The organism is Blautia sp. AF17-9LB, assembly GCF_003479185.1.
GTDB classification, from domain to species: Bacteria; Bacillota; Clostridia; order Lachnospirales; family Lachnospiraceae; genus Fusicatenibacter; species Fusicatenibacter saccharivorans.
On record NZ_QUGU01000005.1, the window covers coordinates 137,255 to 154,282 of the forward strand.

The 17,028-nt window shown below is 46.1% G+C and carries 18 protein-coding genes and 1 pseudogene; 7 read left to right on the top strand and 12 right to left on the bottom strand.

All coding sequences use genetic code 11. The annotated features are described in order from the left end of the window. Window positions 1-17: 17 nt before the first annotated feature. From DWX00_RS07230 to DWX00_RS07285, 12 genes and pseudogenes are all read right to left on the bottom strand, one after another. Window positions 18-1,376, bottom strand: a complete 1,359-nt coding sequence (locus tag DWX00_RS07230; protein WP_118594932.1) for an MFS transporter — start codon at window positions 1,374-1,376, stop codon at window positions 18-20. A 32-nt stretch (window positions 1,377-1,408) separates the two neighbouring features. After that, the gene (locus DWX00_RS07235) at window positions 1,409-3,271 is read right to left on the bottom strand and encodes an AAA family ATPase (RefSeq protein WP_118594933.1); all 1,863 of its coding nucleotides are present in this window, start codon (window positions 3,269-3,271) and stop codon (window positions 1,409-1,411) included. 160 nt (window positions 3,272-3,431) lie between these two features. Next, complete coding sequence (locus tag DWX00_RS07240; RefSeq protein ID WP_118594934.1) at window positions 3,432-4,694, bottom strand: DNA polymerase Y family protein; 1,263 nt, start codon at window positions 4,692-4,694, stop codon at window positions 3,432-3,434. Beyond that, on the bottom strand, window positions 4,687-5,187 hold the full coding sequence (locus tag DWX00_RS07245) for a nitroreductase family protein (protein ID WP_118594935.1): 501 nt from the start codon (window positions 5,185-5,187) through the stop codon (window positions 4,687-4,689). The genes DWX00_RS07240 and DWX00_RS07245 overlap by 8 nt, the downstream gene beginning before the upstream one ends. Window positions 5,188-5,299: 112 nt before the next feature. Next, complete coding sequence (locus tag DWX00_RS07250) at window positions 5,300-7,534, bottom strand: Piwi domain-containing protein (protein WP_118594936.1); 2,235 nt, start codon at window positions 7,532-7,534, stop codon at window positions 5,300-5,302. A gap of 55 nt (window positions 7,535-7,589) precedes the next feature. After that, window positions 7,590-8,609, bottom strand: coding sequence for a helix-turn-helix transcriptional regulator (locus DWX00_RS07255; protein ID WP_118594937.1), 1,020 nt, complete (start codon window positions 8,607-8,609; stop codon window positions 7,590-7,592). Between the two features lie 142 nt (window positions 8,610-8,751). After that, window positions 8,752-8,856: pseudogene (locus DWX00_RS20545) on the bottom strand (nucleotidyltransferase); the annotation flags it as partial. Between the two features lie 28 nt (window positions 8,857-8,884). After that, on the bottom strand, window positions 8,885-9,187 hold the full coding sequence (locus tag DWX00_RS07265) for a DUF1294 domain-containing protein (RefSeq protein WP_055221488.1): 303 nt from the start codon (window positions 9,185-9,187) through the stop codon (window positions 8,885-8,887). Between the two features lie 89 nt (window positions 9,188-9,276). Continuing rightward, on the bottom strand, window positions 9,277-9,729 hold the full coding sequence (locus tag DWX00_RS07270) for a GtrA family protein (protein ID WP_055221490.1): 453 nt from the start codon (window positions 9,727-9,729) through the stop codon (window positions 9,277-9,279). A 151-nt stretch (window positions 9,730-9,880) separates the two neighbouring features. Then, complete coding sequence (locus DWX00_RS07275) at window positions 9,881-10,543, bottom strand: ABC-2 transporter permease (RefSeq protein WP_055221492.1); 663 nt, start codon at window positions 10,541-10,543, stop codon at window positions 9,881-9,883. Next, window positions 10,540-11,391, bottom strand: coding sequence for an ABC transporter ATP-binding protein (locus tag DWX00_RS07280; RefSeq protein WP_118594938.1), 852 nt, complete (start codon window positions 11,389-11,391; stop codon window positions 10,540-10,542). The genes DWX00_RS07275 and DWX00_RS07280 overlap by 4 nt, the downstream gene beginning before the upstream one ends. A gap of 37 nt (window positions 11,392-11,428) precedes the next feature. Further along, complete coding sequence (locus DWX00_RS07285; protein ID WP_055221496.1) at window positions 11,429-11,803, bottom strand: GntR family transcriptional regulator; 375 nt, start codon at window positions 11,801-11,803, stop codon at window positions 11,429-11,431. Window positions 11,804-12,114: 311 nt separating this feature from the next. Here DWX00_RS07285 and ureA point away from each other — a divergent pair, with 311 nt between their 5' ends. From ureA to ureG, 7 genes are all read left to right on the top strand, one after another. Next, window positions 12,115-12,417 (top strand): urease subunit gamma, encoded by a 303-nt coding sequence (gene ureA, locus DWX00_RS07290; protein ID WP_055221498.1) that lies wholly within the window; start codon window positions 12,115-12,117, stop codon window positions 12,415-12,417. A gap of 14 nt (window positions 12,418-12,431) precedes the next feature. Next, window positions 12,432-12,791 (top strand): urease subunit beta, encoded by a 360-nt coding sequence (gene ureB / locus DWX00_RS07295; RefSeq protein WP_055221500.1) that lies wholly within the window; start codon window positions 12,432-12,434, stop codon window positions 12,789-12,791. Window positions 12,792-12,806: 15 nt separating this feature from the next. Then, entirely contained in the window at window positions 12,807-14,528 is a 1,722-nt protein-coding gene (gene ureB, locus DWX00_RS07300) for an urease subunit beta (protein WP_117814401.1), read from the top strand. A gap of 42 nt (window positions 14,529-14,570) precedes the next feature. Further along, window positions 14,571-15,077 carry an AmiS/UreI family transporter gene (locus DWX00_RS07305; RefSeq protein ID WP_055221504.1) on the top strand — a complete coding sequence of 169 codons (507 nt, stop codon included), beginning with the start codon at window positions 14,571-14,573 and terminating at the stop codon, window positions 15,075-15,077. Window positions 15,078-15,101: 24 nt separating this feature from the next. After that, window positions 15,102-15,578 (top strand): urease accessory protein UreE, encoded by a 477-nt coding sequence (locus tag DWX00_RS07310; protein WP_055221506.1) that lies wholly within the window; start codon window positions 15,102-15,104, stop codon window positions 15,576-15,578. 90 nt (window positions 15,579-15,668) lie between these two features. Continuing rightward, entirely contained in the window at window positions 15,669-16,367 is a 699-nt protein-coding gene (locus DWX00_RS07315) for an urease accessory protein UreF (RefSeq protein WP_055265456.1), read from the top strand. Between the two features lie 48 nt (window positions 16,368-16,415). Beyond that, on the top strand, window positions 16,416-17,024 hold the full coding sequence (gene ureG, locus DWX00_RS07320) for an urease accessory protein UreG (protein WP_055221510.1): 609 nt from the start codon (window positions 16,416-16,418) through the stop codon (window positions 17,022-17,024). Window positions 17,025-17,028 lie beyond the last annotated feature (4 nt).

Consider the following 17,028-nt stretch of genomic DNA (forward strand, 5'->3'; position numbering starts at 1 on the left):
CCGTGCTGAGTACTGACCTATGCTTTTCCGTTGATCACGCAGTTAATCTTTTTCTCATCGTAAAACATCAGTATCAGTCCGCCTGCGCCGCAGAATACAGCTGCACCGAATGCCGCAATCCGGTATCCGGCTCCACTGCCGTTTCCAATGGTGGAGACCGCCGTAAAGATCAGCATGGAAAGGCTCTGCCCCAGCTTGAAGGCGAAAGTTCTGGCTGCGTAGAACATTCCCTCGCGGCTGCTTCCCGAGGTAATCGCATCGCTCTGTGCAATATCTGCGACAACCGCCTGCGGCAGAATACCGAAAATCGCCATGGGAAGTGCTGCCGCGACTGTCAGAATCAGGCCCTGTACGGCTTCCGGGATGAACGGGATGTTTCCCATAAAGCCTGTGTAAAAATATGCAAGGCTGAAAACAGCAAAGGCAAACAGAATCATCTTTTTCTTGCCCAGTTTCGGTGTCAGCTTGTTGACCGGAACGTAAAAGACAAGCGACAGTGCGGTCATTCCCACAAAATATAGTGTTGTCATTGTCTCCGGGAGTTTCAGCAGACTGGTAACGAAAAACGGAAGGCCCGTCTGGAACATGGTGAGCGCGATCCAGTAAAAGATATCAGATCCTACAAATTTCCGGAATTCTCCATTCCGAAAGGTTGCTGCAAGGGAACGAAAGGCCGAATCCTTCGAGGGAACGGTATCTACGTAATCTTTTTCCCGGATGCAGAATACCGGCACAAGCATGCATATGAATGCTGCCGCTGCCATGGCTGTGAAAGTGATCCTGATTGCATTTACTCTTCCGAAGAAAGGAATCAGCGTACCCCAGATCGCCGGTGCCAGATAGGCCACAGCGGTTCCTGCAATAAAGGTGAAAGAAATGATGGTGGATATATTCAGGCGTTCCTGCTGTGTATGGCCCAGTTCCGGAATCAGGGCATTGTACGGAGTACAGTATGCCGTGATCGAAAGGTAATATGCTAGAATCATACCAAACAAGAATGCCGCATTGATCCAGCTGTTTTCATTCACCGGTGACCAGAACACCAGCACGGTGGAAAGTGCCAGCGGCAGGGACGCGCCTTTTAAGAACGGGATCCGCCGTCCGTTTTTTGAAGTGCACCGATCTGACCAGGACGCAATCATCGGATCAGTGAATGCATCAAAAATTCTTCCGAAGGCTGTGATCCCTCCAATGATGGTAAAAACCCCGAAAATCACCAGCCCCTGCGGTATGAATACCGTCTGTCCCTGGCTGATTGCAGTTTCATCCGGCTGATAAAAGTACACCAGCCAGTTCGATATGATACCAGACAGCAGCGCCCATCCAAACTGGCCTGCTGCGAACTGCCATATCTTTGCCGTTGTTAATTTTTTCATTTTGCTTCCCCCTGTTTTGTCTTCTCCTGTTTTTATACCGTCCAAATTTTTACATTTTTTCCAGAAAAGGCGATTCCAAGTTTGATGACTTCCGTAACCCCTTCCTGCCGCATTTCTGTATCGTATCGCTGTGTTTCAATCTGGTTTAATGCTTCTTTCGCTAATTTTTTCAGTGTGTCTTCTGTAATCCCCTTTTTCCATTTTAGTTCCATCAGAATGCCAGGATACCGGAGTTCTCGCGGGAACAGGCTGATATCGTACCGTCCCTCTCCGAATTCCCGGTTGGATGTGATTTTATACTGTTGATCCAGCAATGCAATCAGTCCCAGTACCAGTCCATGGTAAAAACCTTCTGCGCCCGCATCGTAAAAACTGATCGACTTGTCCATATACTCTGCAATCGCACTCTGCAGTTTTTTCACATCATTCGTATACAGGCTTTCCGCAATCCGGTCTGCTGTCGTTCTGGTTACTGCTCCAATCTGCAGCAGATGGGATAAAATCTCTGCTTTGTAAACTGCCGCAATCTCCCAGTTGGGAATGGATACCTCACACAGATACGATCCGTCTGTCTGCAACTCCTTTTTTGGTGTTTTCAGATATCCAGCAACCAGAAGCAGACTGTAAATACTGGAGGGTTCTTCCAGCAGAGACCGGTAAACTACATTTTGATCGATTCTCGCAACCACTCGCTCTCCCTGCAGCAATGCATACAATTTCTCTATGACATCCTCTGTCGCTGCCTTCAGAACTTCTTCCAGAATTTCATTCTTTCCGGTGTTTACCCAATATGCCTTTGGAATACACCCCTGTGCAATATAGTTGACCACGGACCAGGGATTGTAAATTTCTTCTGCGCCAAAAAGATATCCGTCATACCAGGTTTTAAGCTCTGCTTCTTTTTCGAGAACACCGTAATCCCGCAGCATTTTATGGACTTCTGCACGGGTAAATCCAAAGTATTTATCATATGTCTCATCCAGAATGGAATTTACCGTCAGATTATTCAGACCACTGAATATACTTTCCTGTGCAATCCGCAGAATTCCAGTTAAAAAACCGTACGACAGATGCCGGTTGTCTTTGAATGCGCCGGAAAAGAAATTCCACATAAATCCAACAATTTCTTCATAAAACTTTTTCGAATAGCCTTCCTGAATCGGTGCATCATATTCATCGATCATAATGATCGGTGCTTTTCCATAATGTTCATGAAGCATTTTGGAAAGTTTCTGCAGAGACGAGGAGAGCTCTACTTCATTCGCCTGACCTGCCAGTATTTTCCGAAAATAATCCTTCTCATATGGTTCTAGTTTCTCACTCGTTCCAAGTTCCTTATGTCTGCCGAACTCTTCTTGTACCAGCTCTGCAATTTTTGCAAAAGTCAGTTCCCAGGACGCAAACTTTATATCTTTAAACGTCAGAAAAATAACCGGATATTTTCCCTGATGCTCTCGGTATTCTTCTCCACATTTCCAGATTTCTTTGTCCCGGAAATACTGGCTGGTATCTGTATCGGAAATTTCAAAGAAAACGCGAAGCATATCCATATTCAACGTCTTTCCAAATCGTCTCGGCCGCGTAAACAGTGATACCAGTGGTTTTCGATCCAGAAATTCTTTGATCATTCCTGTCTTGTCCACATAATAATATTCCGACTGTGCCCGTACGTAATCAGATATTCCGATCGGGAGTGGCTTTCTTGCTTCTTTTTCCTCTTTTTTTACATACTTTCCTGACAGTACTCTGCCATCCACTGGTTTTTCTGCCTCATCCGGAATGCGCCAGCTTTTTCCTTCTTTTACGGCTCCTGGAATTTTACCTGTTTTGCAGAAAGTTGTTACAGTGCGTTCCGTAACGCCCCATAGCTTTGCCATTTCCTTGCATGTTTTCATTCGTTCCCTCCTTTCCAGTGTGCTTCTTTCCGATTATTATATCTTATTTTCAGAAATATATCAATTGTTGTATTTTCATTTTTCCGAATATTATCGTTGTTTTGCTTTATTTTCAAAGAAGGCAGCGTTTTTCTCCGCTGCCTTCTTTGAAGATTATTTTTCAGTTTTCCGCATCATTTTTCATCTGTGCCTTCGCTTTTCTTGCAATTCCCTGTGCTCCGTTCAGGATGCTTGCGCGGGTGACTTTGTCGTTGCCGTATTTCTGGCGGATTGCGTCGAGGGCGGCATCGAGTTTACGGCTTTTCTCCTTCTTTTCGGGATCTTCGAAGAGGGAGAGCTGTTCGAAATCGTCTTCGGTAAGGCCGGTTACGGAGACACCGATCAGGCGGAGGGGCTCTCCTTTCCAGGATTCGCGGAAGAGCTGTTTGGCGCAGCGGTAGATTTCATCTGTGATATCGGTCGCATTTGGAAGTTTTGTCTGGTGTGAGCGGTTTCGGAAATCGAGGGTGCGGAAGGTTATGGAAACGGAGGTGCATTTTTTCTTTTTCCGACGCATGCGGGCGGCCACGATGTCACACTGGGCGAGAAGAATCGGGTCGACCTGTTCGATAGAGACGATGTCCTCGTTAAAGGTCGTCTCTGCGCTGAAGCCTTTCGCCTCATCGGGCTGTGCTTTTACGGGGGAATCGTCGATGCCGCGGGCGTACTGGTACAGCTGATGGCCGTTTTTATTGCCGATCAGGGTCTGAATATCAGTTTCCCATGCATGTGCCAGATCTCCGATCGTGCGGATTCCGGCCTCGGTCAGCTTCTTTTCGGACGCTTTGCCGAGAAACAAAAGCTCGCGTACCGGAAGAGGCCACATCTTCGCAGGGATTTCTTCTGGAAACAGGGTATGCACTTTGTTCGGTTTTTCGAAATCGGACGCCATTTTGGCCAGGAGTTTATTGGTGGAAATGCCGACATTTACCGTAAATCCCAGCTCGTCGGAAATCCGGTCTTTAATTTCATGTGCTGCCGCGATCGGATCCGGGTACAAAAGAGAGGTTCCCGTCATATCAAGGAACACTTCGTCAATCGAGAAAGACTCCATGACCGGAGTGTAGGATGCGCAGATTTTCTTGAAGGCCCGGGAGCACTTGACATAAAGATCGAAATCACTGGGAACAATAACCATATTCGGGCATTTCCGCAGTGCCATTGCCACAGGCTCGCCGGTCTGGACACCGCATTTTTTCGCCGGAATCGACTTTGCTACAACGATACCCGTCCTTTTTGCCGGGTCACCGCCGATGCAGGCGGGAATGTCCCGCAGATCCGGCAGCCCCTCTTTCATCCGCCGCGCGGACTCCCAGGATAAAAAGGCGCTGTTGACATCTACATGGAAAATCAGGCGGTCTGCCGGCTTCTTTGTTTTATTCATCGATAAAATGAATCCGTTCTGGTTTAAAGCGGTCCTGCTGCTCTCTGTGCTCGGCAGGATAGCCAAGAGCAAACAGCGCAAAGACATGAACTTCTTCCGGCAGTCCCAGCAGAACTCTTACTTTTTCCATATTTTCTTCATTTGGTGCAATGCCGAACCATACGCCGCCAAGACCAAGCGCATCCGTTTCCAGCCAGATATTTTCCTGGGCAATCGACATATCGATCTGCGCAAATGCTGGAGCGACAAGACCTTCCAGGCGATATGCCGATACCAGCACAACCGGAGCTTTTGCCGCGCAGCCGGTGTACGGTGTCATTTTAGAAAGCGCCTCAATTTTTTTCTTATCCGTTACCACATAAAATTCCCACGGCTGCTGGTTGCACGCGCTTGGAGCCTGCATGCCTGCTTTTAAGATCTGCATAATTTTTTCTTTTTCAACCGGCTTGTCTTCATATTTTCTAACACTGATTCTGCGAAAAATACTGTTCATTTCAAAATCCTCCTTGGTTTCTTATGGGATGTCTCTTTGCAGACTATTATAGCATTTTTCCTAAAAAAACTCCAGAATCCCTGTCGTCTCATTTTTATCTATGTTTTATTTTTCACAAAAAGAATAGCCGATCGTCCATCTTTCCTTCCGGAACAAATTCTCTATTCTTACAAATTTTGTCCGCATATCCAGTCGTAATAGGAAGCCGCATTTTTTGTGTTGACCCCACGTGTAACTGCGAAAGATAAAGCACCTGTGTCAAAATATCAGCCATAGAAAGATTTCCACATTTTTTCTCAATCAAAATGGGATTCGGTGATCCTTTTTTATTTTTCATATTTGTCGTCACAAGATATCCTTTGTCTGCGTTATAAACACAGTATCCCATCGGTGGATTCTCTATCTGCCCATTCTGCCAGAATATCAGTTTACTGCTGATATTTTTTCTTACTTCAATAATATTATACATAATTCCCTTGGCCGCAAAGTAATTTTTATACCATTCATCATCTTCATTGCTGAATCCATCTCGATGAATCACAATGTTCTTCGGCATTTCACCAAAACGGTCTTCATATGCAAAAATCACCTGATCAAAAATATCCTGAAGAATCCTGGTAGTAATTTTTTCTCCCTGCTGTGGTGCTGCCGGTTTATAAAATCCAAGCAGACGGCCATATTTGTCAAACACAACCGAGCAGGCAGGATAATGAATTCCTTTTGCTATCGTCGCAACATCAAGACCTACAAAACAATCCACATTGCCAGGCATATCTTTTACAACCCATGGAATCCCGCCTGTTTTTCCAAGAATTCCAAGAATTATATTATGAAGGTAATATCTTGAATTATTTTTTGCCTTATTCCCTTCTTTTGCTTCCTCAGCGAACAATTTTGCTGTTTTCATACTGATCATCTGTGACGGGATATTAGCCTTTGCCCAAATAGTTTTAAACGGATTGTACGGTCCATCTTCCTCCATCCCATCTGGTACAAGTGCAATGACCAGATCGATTCCTTCTATCTTCTGCAATTTATTGGCAGCTCTTTTATAATCTGTAATATCTCCCAACTCATATTCTTCCCGTACCATTGCCTTTACATCCAGATCCAGCAGTCCCGCCATGGTATATAAATCTTTTTCCCCGTGATACTTTCCAAGTTTCGCAAAGGTATAAATCCCATTTACAACTGCCTTCATCAAATCATAGGAATTTCTCGGATACAAATATCCTATTTTTATTTCTTTTTCCGTCTTTCGATAAAAACCGTAGTTGAATACTTTAAATTCTTCGCCGCATTTAAGAGCCTTATCTTTTCCACAAACTAACAGCGGTTCTTTAACTTTACCTTTCTTATAGCCAATTTTCTCTACTGTACATGGATCTGTTTCAAATTTCATTCCGTCAAGTGGCTCAATCGTTCCAATATCCTGTATAAAATCCTGGTCTAAAAGTACTCTGGTCTTCATATTCCGTTTTACCAAGGACTCTGTCCGCATAGAAAAAGCTGCATCCATACGGCTTACCGTTTCTCTTGTCAATACTGGTTTTAATGCCTGCGGATAATAAGGTAATTCTATTCCCGTCTGAAGTGCCACCTTAACTATCCTGGTATCATCAGAAATATTCTCTACCCTGTATGCTTCATTTCGTTGGATATAATACGCCTTTAGACTATCTGCAAAATCCAGTTTATCCGTTACGGTCAAATCACAGATTTCTGTCAGAATGCCTGTCTGATTATTCTTTGCCCAGTCATTTTTTACTTCCTGCCCAATTAGATTTAGTCCTTTTTCCAGATAATCAGCTACAGTTTGATTCGATGAAAAAAGACTGCTGGTATCAATTCTCAGATATGCTTTTTCATCATCCATAATAGTAACCCAGAAATTATATTTCCGTTCCAGACTAATTTCTCTGTTTCCTGACGAAAACGTCTCAAATCCCTGATTTGTCATAATCCACTTACTTGTCACATTACTTTTACAGGAATATTTTCTGTATTTTCCAAAAATTAAAATTTGGGATAGTTTTTGTGTGATCCAGTATTTGATAAGTTCCTGATAGATTCTTCTGTTTTCTAAAACAGGCAGTTCTCGTGATCCCTCATATTCGACTGTAAAATCAGCATTTGGGATTTTCTCTTGCAGTTTTTCCGTCGCATAGATTTTGTTTCCATCTTCAAATACGCCTGCCTGATTCCAGTTTCGTAATTTCCAGGCTGCCCCTCTGATAATAGAATATGTATTTCCTATTTTTTGTGCATGAAGTTCATAAACATGAAATTCTACCGGTTTTACAGTATCTACTGACGCAAATACTTCCATTTTTAAATCTTTTTCCAATATAGTTCCTCCTGGTTTTCATAAAGTTTGTTTTATCATATTTTTTTGTCCTGTATTATTGTGATCCATTTATATTATTCATTATTTCCAACGTATTCTCCAATTTTGTCTTTATATTTTCCCGCAGCATTTGTGGTTCTATAACCATAAACTTATCCATATATTTCATGAACCATCCAAGTAAAGTTACACTGTTCATTTTATAAAAAACGGCTCTGTAATTTCCATTTTCCAGTTTTTGGACCGATACATTTTTCCCAACAAAATCATAGAGAATTGCATTTGTCGCCGGTTCTGGTTTATATTCCACTTCTATTCTTACGGTTTCCCCCAGGAAATGGTTTACACTTTCTTCAATATATTTCCGAATAATAAGTTCGGGATTTGGACCTATTTTTTCTACAGCGTCAATCGCGTCACTCTGTGATATCTCCAGATTTTCAATTCGATCAAGCCTATAACTTGTAAGTCTATCATAATGATCATGTGCCCCGATTAAATAATAGGTATTATCAGACCAATATATTTCATAAAGATTAAGCGAATATTTTTTTCCTTCTCTTCGAAGCACCTTTTGCAACTTCTCATTTACTTCTGTATATTGAAATTCAATTTTTTTATGGAGATACATAGCTTCCAGCATTGTTTCAATGTAGTATCCTGTTTCCCTATCAGAATCCATGTTTCCTGCCTTGGGTGTCATCATATGACAAAATCTGCTTCGACTTCTCTTACTTGTAAGATCCAATAGTCGTTCTTTCAATTCCTTTGCTTCCTTTGCAGAAATGCATCTTGCCTGCTGTACTGCATCCAACATAATTTTAATTTCCCAGTCCGAAAATATATGTTTTTTCATATACCAGCCCATCTTTTTATCCGCACACTGATATATTTCATAACCACAAAATTGCAGCATTTTAATATCACGATAAACAGAACGGCGATCGACCTGTTCTATTTGATATTCCTCTTCCAGATATTTCAAAATCTGTGTCGCATTCATCGGACTTTTTTCATCTGTTTCCTCTAAAATCTGTAACACTCGAATCAGTTTTTCTTTATGATCAGTTCCCATTCTTTCTCCTTTTGATCATTTTATATGTATCTTACCTTTTCGCCGCTTTTTATCATAATATTATATCATCTGTCACAATAATGGCACACGTAAAAACATCTGCCCTATTGGACAGATGTTTTTACATATCTAAAAGCATTTCATAAATATGCTGTTCTTTCTCACTCTGCAAGAAAGTGCCGCGCGCCAACGCATTTTGCAGGCGGCTAAGCTGTGCGTCTGCATAGCCGCCGAAGGACTGGACGGCTCATTTCCATTTTCATCACCTTTCTTTCTCAGATTGAGATCGAAAAATCTGCTTTCACAAGAAAGAAAAAAAGCGCGATCTGCACCAGCAGCATCAGCGGAACGCCGATGGTAAACTTCTTTTTTCTTGTCTTGTGATGGAACAGGTGCATCGCCAGCAGTGCTCCTGCCGAACCGCCGACTGCGGCCAGGGTAAGAAGCGTCGAGACACGGATTCTCCATTTTCCATGCACAGCGTTTCGTTTATCGATGCCATAGACTGCTATGGTGATCATATTAATACAGATCAGATACAGGTACAATCCTGCCTGTAGTTGAATGGGAAGGTTCATTCTCTCTTCACCAGCCTTTCCTTTTTATCTTTCTTTGAAAAGAAGGCAGCGTTTTTCTCCGCTGCCTTCTTTTCAGATTTTTTTCAGAATCATTTCTTCTCCAGAAAGATTTTTCTGGTAATAAAGTTGTACACCATGACAACCGCAGTTGCAAAGACTTTTGCAATGGTGTAAATCAGGTTGTAGCCGATGTGCTGCTGCAGTGCAGTGCTCCCCCGGTAGATGGGTCCTACTACAATCCAGATCAGGAAGCTGTTCAGCAGCATTCCGATCAGGGAAAGGACGACGAAGGTAATGAATTCGACTTTTTTGTTCAGGTCTTCTTTTCGCTCAAAGACAAATTTGAAACTTAAAATGTAATTAGCGATGACGGACACAGTAAATCCGGCAACAGAACCGACAAGCGATGCCATTTCAAAATATGAACTGGAGGTCAGCGCCATAACAAGGTTCAGAACGATCAGTCCGGTCACGTAATCAATACCAAAGCTGATGAAGCCGACGATACCGAATTTCACAATCTGTGCAAATAATTTTTTCATTTTTTCCTCTGTTTCTTCTTATATAATTTTTAAGCAACATCCTGTAAAGAATACCATACAATGCCATTTTTTTCAAGTTTCTGCAAATTTTATCACAGCAAAAACGCCAGATTTCACGTTTTAAAATGAAATCTGACGTCTTTCGTTTTTTCTAAAATTCCTGTTTCTCCATAAATCCTACACTGATCCGGTACGAAATCAGCAAAACCACGATGCCTGCAGTAAAAATTCCTGCCTGGCCCGGAATTGTGCCCGTAATGGTGCCAATCAGCTCCGTGATTTGATCCAGTGTCGCTTCTCCTGCGACTTTCTGCACAAACAGAATCACACCGGCAAACAGAAAACAGATTCCTGCCATCATGACCCGTGCGCTTTCTGCTCCGCATTTGATCTGCACCGGAATCATGATGGAAATGGTGATGAAAAATACCGCCAGAAAGACCGGTATCATTCCCGCATTTTCCGAGAGAACACCAGATACATTCGAAACGCCGTGCACCAGCAGGGATACCAGGTATAACGCCCAGGCGAGGACAAACGATACTACGGTTCCGGCCACGCAGAACAGGTATTTTTCGCGGATATACAGTTTCCGGTCAATCGGGAGTGTGAACAGGAACGGCAGTCCGTTATCCGCTTCATCGCAGGAAAGCGTTCCGATCAGCAGAACGATCATCAGAAACGGAAAATAGCCCAGAATAAAGGTGTCCGTCTGGCTAAGTCCGAGGAATACACAGATCATAAGGAAAAGGATCATCGTGTTGCGATGGCCTTTTAACAGCAGACAGATATCTTTCTCTAATAATCCACTCATCTTTTTTCTCCTCCTGTCATCATCAAAATTACATCATCAATTCCGGCCCGCTCTACTACAAGGTCGGGAACGTTTTCTTCGTAATATTTTCTGTCGTTGGTAAGGCATGCATAGCCATACGGTTCTTTCTGGGTATCGAGCAGATATTCTTTGTCGAGCGCCGCATACTGCGCCTCGTCTGCCTTGATGAGACCGTATTGCTCGAGAATCACATCCGTCTCCTCGTGCAGGAGCTGTTTTCCCCCGTGAATCAGATAAATGTCATCGCAGAGATGCTCGAGATCGGAGGCGATGTGGGACGTAATGAGGATCGTCCGGCTCTCATCTTCGGCCGCGTATTCGCGCAGCAGGTCGAGAATCTCATTTCTCGCTTCCACATCGAGTCCTGCGGTCGGCTCGTCGAGGATCAGAAGCTGTGCCTTGTGTGACAGGGCGGTAAGTACACGCAGCTTCGCCTTCATTCCATTGGAAAATTCCTTGAACTGTTTTTCTTCCGGAAGATGCAGCTTCTGGCACTCTCTGGTGAACCAGCTTTCCTCAAACTTTGGATACATTTTCGCCAGAATTTTCTCCACTTCCACGATGGTAAACTGTCCGTTAAATCCAGATTCTGCCAGCGAAACGCCGATATTCTGCCGGTCCTCTGCCATAATTTCTGTGATCGGTTTTCCAAAGAGTTCGATTATTCCGCCATCTGCTTTTGCAAGGCCGAGCATCAGCCGGATCGCCGTGCTTTTTCCGGCTCCGTTTTTTCCAATCAGTCCGGTGATTCTTCCCTCCGGAATCTCCATAGAAAGCTCAAAATCAAATCCCGGATACACCTTTCTGACATTCTGCATTTTTATCATGTCTGTCTCTTCCTTTCTGCCGCTGCTCCGGCATTCCTTATTTTTCCTCCAGAAGAAGGGTTACTGTCTCCAGAATATCCTCCCGGCTCATTCCCATCGCAAGGGCACGGTCGATGGCTTTTTCAAAATCCGCCTCTGCTTCTCTCTGCCTTGCCTCCAGCGCGAGCTGTTTGTCGGAAGCCGTTACATACGTTCCCTTTCCGTGAATCGTTGTAACAAATCCTTCCTCTTCCAGCTTGTCATACGCCTTTTTGACGGTCAGCGCACTGATCCGCAGTTCCCCGGCCAGAGAACGGACGGATGGGAGCGCCTCTCCTTCTTTTAATGCTGTATTGATAATTTCTGATTTGATCTGCTCCATGAGCTGCTCGTAGATCGGCACCATGGAGGAATGATTCAAAATAATATGCATATCGTTTCTCTTCTCCTTTACAATAAACAGTATATAACAGTCAGCTACTGTTGTCAACTGTTATATACTGTTTATTTCAGAGAATTTTCTTTGTTTTCTTCTGCATTTTCCCCTCTTTTCTTTGCTTTCTATGGTTTTTCCTCTGCTGTACATGAAAAAAGCAATCAAAAAAATAGCAAAAAGTTCTTGACCAAATAAAAAACACCCGTTATAATGCGTGATATAAAATATGAAAGAGCAGACAAAGGAGTCTGAACAGAAATGTTTTCTCCCTGGTCTGCTCTTTTTCTATGCAAAAAAGGAGGAACACCATGAGATTAAATCCCAAGGAACAGGAAAAACTGATGCTTCATATGGCCGGTAATCTCGCCAAAGAGCGGAGAGCACGCGGCCTGAAACTGAATTACCCGGAAGCACTCGCCTACATCAGTTCCGAGCTTCTGGAACTGGCAAGGGACGGAAAGACCGTTGTGGAGCTGATGCAGCTCGGCACAAAGATTCTGACCCGCGACGATGTCATGGACGGCGTTGCCGATATGATCGGCGAGGTTCAGGTCGAGGCGACGTTCCCGGATGGAACCAAACTGGTAACTGTACATAATCCTATTCAGTAAGGAGGAGACATCATATGAAAATCGGTGAAATCATGGCTTCCGATCGCGAGATCACATTAAACGAAGGCAAAAAGACAGTCACTGTCATGGTAGCAAATAAGGGCGACCGTCCCGTTCAGGTCGGCTCCCATTTTCATTTCTTTGAGGTCAACCGGTGCCTCTCTTTTGACCGGGAAACGGCGTACGGTTATCACCTCGATATTCCTTCCGGAACTTCGGTCCGTTTTGAGCCGGGCGAGGAAAAAGAGGTGCAGCTCGTCGAGATGGGCGGCAGAAAACGTGTCTTCGGTCTGAATGACCTGACCCGCGCACAGGCTACCGCTGACACGAAAGCCGCATCACTGGAAAACGCGAAGTTAAAAGGATTTCTGTAAGGAGGGACAGCAAAAATGAGTGTAAAAATTTCCGGAAGTAAATATGCCGCTATGTACGGTCCGACCGTCGGCGATAAGGTCCGCCTTGCCGACACCAGCCTTGTGATTGAAGTCGAAAAAGACTACACCACATACGGCGATGAAGTAAAATTCGGCGGCGGCAAATCCATCCGCGACGGTATGGGACAGTCCGTCAAGACCTGCAGCAGAGACGGAGACCTTGATCTTGTCATCACAAACGCTCTGATCGTGGATGCTACAGGCATTGTAAAAGCAGACATCGGAATCAAAGACGGAAAAATTGCCGGCATCGGAAAAGCCGGAAACCCGGATGTCATGGACGGCGTGACTCCTGGCATGACGGTCGGCGCATCGACCGAGGCTCTGGCCGGCGAGGGTATGATCGTTACGGCAGGCGGCATCGATACTCACATCCACTTTATCAGCCCGCAGCAGATTGACTGCTCCCTCTACAGCGGCGTGACCACGATGATCGGCGGCGGCACCGGCCCGGCGGACGGCACGAACGCAACGACGTGTACCCCGGGACCGTGGAATCTGCGCATGATGCTGAAAGCCGCAGAGGAATATCCGATGAACCTTGGTTTTCTCGGCAAGGGCAACTGCTCCGACGAGGCTCCGTTGATTGAGCAGGTCAAAGCCGGTGCGATGGGCCTGAAAATCCACGAGGACTGGGGCGCAACGCCGGCGGTCATTAACCACTGCCTCAACGTTGCCGATGAGTTCGATGTCCAGGTTGCCATCCACACCGATACTTTGAATGAAGGCGGATGCGTCGAAGATACGCTTGCGGCCATCGGCGGAAGAACCATCCATACGTACCACACCGAGGGAGCCGGCGGCGGCCACGCACCGGACATCATCCGCGCTGCTGCTGCACCGAACGTTCTGCCTTCCTCCACGAATCCGACAATGCCTTACACTGTCAACACACTTGATGAGCATCTTGACATGCTGATGGTATGCCACCACCTCGACAAGCACATCCCGGAGGACGTTGCGTTCGCGGATTCCCGTATCCGCCCGGAGACGATCGCCGCAGAGGATGTTCTGCACGATATGGGTATTTTCAGTATGATGAGTTCCGACTCCCAGGCGATGGGCCGTGTCGGTGAGGTCATCACCCGTACGTGGCAGACCGCAAGCAAAATGAAGGATGAGCGCGGCGCTCTGCCGGAGGATGCCGGTCATGAAAACGATAACTTCCGCGTGAAACGTTATATCGCAAAATATACGATCAACCCGGCCATCACCCACGGTATCTCCGAGTATGTCGGCTCGGTCGAAAAGGGAAAATTTGCTGATCTCGTGCTCTGGAATCCTGCTTTCTTCGGCTCCAAACCGGATATGATCATCAAAGGCGGTATGATCGTCGCTTCGAAAATGGGAGACGCCAACGCTTCGATCCCGACGACACAGCCGGTCTGCTATCAGCCGATGTTTGCCGCTCACGGAAAAGCAAAACAGGAGGCATGCCTGACCTTCGTTTCCCAGGCTGCTTTCGATGCCGGTATCAAAGACGCATACGGACTGGAAAAAACGGTTGTCCCGGTACACGGCTGCCGCAGTATCAGCAAAAAGGATATGGTATGGAACGACCGCACGCCGGTGCTTACCGTAGATCCGGAGACATATAAGGTCACTGTTGACGGCGAGGAGATCACTTCCAAGCCAGCAGAAAAACTGCCGCTGACCCAGCTTTACAGCCTGTTCTAAACGGCTCTGCATTCTGTAAAACCATACGAGGAGAATTTTATTATGCTTGGAGTGTGTCTTTTATTTGTAGGAATTGTACTGATCAACAACGGCATGTGCACCCTGTACCATGTGGATGGACGCTCGGCCGCTGTAATGAATATCTTTACCGGCGGACTTTCCCTTTTCATCAACTTCGTGAATCTCGTGCAGGGAAATTATTACGCTGCCGGAACGGGACTGCTGTTCTGCTTCACTTACCTCTTTGTGGCCGTCAATAAATTTTTAAACGCCAACCCGATCCCTTTTGCGTGGTTTTCGACCTTTGTTGCCGTCAACGCTGTCATCTTCGGAACGATCGAAGGCTTCATTGGAAGCGCGGCGCTTGACATCACGCCGGATCTCCGCTGGGCGGGCATCTGGTATCTGTGGGCCATTCTCTGGGGTACTTCTTTTGTGGAGGATATCTGCGGAAAGAAGCTCGGAAAATTTGTGCCGTGCCTTCAGGTATTTGAGGGCGTTGTCACCGCGTGGATCCCGGGCGTCATGATGCTACTTCAGATCTGGTAATTCGGTAAGGAGGAACTTTTTTCAATGGTTTGCGAACAGATTTTAGGAAAACTTTCGGAATTTGACACTTCCGGAAAAACGATCGAATACGTCGATATCGAATGGCATGAAGCCTTCAAAAAGATTCATAAAAAGACGACCGACCACGGAACGGAGCTCGGCATCCGCATGGACGATTCCATTCTCACAAGGGGTCTGTATCAGGGTGATGTGCTCTATGCAGACGATGAAAAAATCATCGCCGTCAATACGCCTCCGTGCGAGGTGATCCGCGTTTCCCTTACTCCGGGTCACGAAAAGCAGGCGGCAAAGGTCTGCTACGAGATCGGCAACCGCCATGCACCGCTGTTCTGGGGCGAAAACGATACTTTTATCACGATTTACAATGAGCCGATGCTTCTGATGCTTCAGAAACTCCACGGCGTTACGGCCGAAAAAGAACTGAAAAAGCTCGACTTCGACCAGCGGATTTCCGCATCGATCCACAATCATCATCACTGATGCGGTCTGTCCGCACGCAGAAAAGAATGGGCCGGCCCCTTTTCGCGGGCAGGCTCATTCGATATCTTATGATTTTTCAGGAGACTTTTTATGTCCGAACTTAATTTTTATCTTCTTCAGATCAACGACGCCCTGTTTCCGATCGGCGCGTACTCGCACTCGCAGGGACTCGAAACGTATATTCAGCGTGGAATTGTGCACGATGAGGCGACGGCAAAGGAATATATCCACCACAAAATCCGATGGAATCTTGCCTTCACGGAGCTTCTCGCCGCAAGACTCTCCTATCTTGCTGCCGCATACGGGGATCTGGAACAGCTTCTTTCGATTGAAGAAATTCTGGAAGCGTCGCGGATTCCGATGGAACAAAGGGAGGCCGCACGGAAAATGGGGTCCCGTTTTGCAAAGACGATCGAAAAGCTGGAGCTGCCCGTGACAAAAGAGGAAAACGGGATCTTCCGTCGTTATCTTACTGCCAGGAAAGGGCAGGCGATAAACCACTGCTGTATCTACGGTGTTTTCTGCGCTGCCATGAACATTCCGCTTGCCGATGCGCTGTCGCATTATCTCTATGCGCAGACTTCCGCGATCGTGACAAACTGCGTCAAAACGATCCCGTTAAGCCAGAGCGCCGGACAGCAGCTTCTCGGCGGATGCTATGCGGAATTTGCCGAGATTTTAAAAGATCTGGAACACCGGAGTGCGGAGGATCTCTGTCTTTCTGCGCCGGGCTTTGATATCCGCGGGATCCAGCATGAAACACTGTATTCCCGTCTTTATATGTCGTAATGTGTTTGTTTCGCGCAATCATTATTTTCAGGAAAAGAGGTATGTGTTATGTCTTACGTAAAAATTGGAGTAGCAGGACCGGTCGGCTCCGGAAAAACGGCACTGATTGAGGCGCTGTCCCGGAAAATGGCAAACGATTACAGTATTGGCGTTATTACCAACGATATTTATACAAAGGAGGACGCACAGTTTCTCGCGAAGAACAGCGTCCTTCCGGTGGAACGCATCATCGGCGTGGAGACCGGCGGCTGCCCGCACACCGCGATCCGCGAGGATGCTTCGATGAACCTCGAGGCCGTCGACGAGATGATGGAGCGGTTCCCGGACATCGAGCTTCTCTTTATCGAGAGCGGCGGTGACAACCTCTCCGCTACGTTCAGTCCGGAGCTTGTGGACGCCACGATCTTTGTTATCGATGTCGCTGAGGGCGATAAGATTCCGCGGAAAGGCGGCCCTGGCATTACACGGTCCGATCTTCTCGTCATCAACAAGATTGATCTGGCTCCGTATGTCGGTGCAAGCCTGGAAGTCATGGAGCGCGATTCGAAAAAGATGCGCGGCGAGCGGCCGTTTCTGTTCACCAACATCCGCGGCGATGTCCATGTGGATGATGTTGTTTCCTGGATCAAAGAAAATGTGCTCTTAGAGGGAATGTGATGCT

What these genes read in the sequence shown, in the direction of transcription:
- DWX00_RS07230 (WP_118594932.1), bottom strand. Translation starts at nt 1,376, where the DNA reads ATGAAAAAATTAACAACGGCAAAGATATGGCAGTTCGCAGCAGGCCAG.
- DWX00_RS07235 (WP_118594933.1), bottom strand. Translation starts at nt 3,271, where the DNA reads ATGAAAACATGCAAGGAAATGGCAAAGCTATGGGGCGTTACGGAACGC.
- DWX00_RS07240 (WP_118594934.1), bottom strand. Translation starts at nt 4,694, where the DNA reads ATGAATAAAACAAAGAAGCCGGCAGACCGCCTGATTTTCCATGTAGAT.
- DWX00_RS07245 (WP_118594935.1), bottom strand. Translation starts at nt 5,187, where the DNA reads ATGAACAGTATTTTTCGCAGAATCAGTGTTAGAAAATATGAAGACAAG.
- DWX00_RS07255 (WP_118594937.1), bottom strand. Translation starts at nt 8,609, where the DNA reads ATGGGAACTGATCATAAAGAAAAACTGATTCGAGTGTTACAGATTTTA.
- DWX00_RS07265 (WP_055221488.1), bottom strand. Translation starts at nt 9,187, where the DNA reads ATGAACCTTCCCATTCAACTACAGGCAGGATTGTACCTGTATCTGATC.
- DWX00_RS07270 (WP_055221490.1), bottom strand. Translation starts at nt 9,729, where the DNA reads ATGAAAAAATTATTTGCACAGATTGTGAAATTCGGTATCGTCGGCTTC.
- DWX00_RS07275 (WP_055221492.1), bottom strand. Translation starts at nt 10,543, where the DNA reads ATGAGTGGATTATTAGAGAAAGATATCTGTCTGCTGTTAAAAGGCCAT.
- DWX00_RS07280 (WP_118594938.1), bottom strand. Translation starts at nt 11,391, where the DNA reads ATGATAAAAATGCAGAATGTCAGAAAGGTGTATCCGGGATTTGATTTT.
- DWX00_RS07285 (WP_055221496.1), bottom strand. Translation starts at nt 11,803, where the DNA reads ATGCATATTATTTTGAATCATTCCTCCATGGTGCCGATCTACGAGCAG.
- ureA (WP_055221498.1), top strand. Translation starts at nt 12,115, where the DNA reads ATGAGATTAAATCCCAAGGAACAGGAAAAACTGATGCTTCATATGGCC.
- ureB (WP_055221500.1), top strand. Translation starts at nt 12,432, where the DNA reads ATGAAAATCGGTGAAATCATGGCTTCCGATCGCGAGATCACATTAAAC.
- ureB (WP_117814401.1), top strand. Translation starts at nt 12,807, where the DNA reads ATGAGTGTAAAAATTTCCGGAAGTAAATATGCCGCTATGTACGGTCCG.
- DWX00_RS07305 (WP_055221504.1), top strand. Translation starts at nt 14,571, where the DNA reads ATGCTTGGAGTGTGTCTTTTATTTGTAGGAATTGTACTGATCAACAAC.
- DWX00_RS07310 (WP_055221506.1), top strand. Translation starts at nt 15,102, where the DNA reads ATGGTTTGCGAACAGATTTTAGGAAAACTTTCGGAATTTGACACTTCC.
- DWX00_RS07315 (WP_055265456.1), top strand. Translation starts at nt 15,669, where the DNA reads ATGTCCGAACTTAATTTTTATCTTCTTCAGATCAACGACGCCCTGTTT.
- ureG (WP_055221510.1), top strand. Translation starts at nt 16,416, where the DNA reads ATGTCTTACGTAAAAATTGGAGTAGCAGGACCGGTCGGCTCCGGAAAA.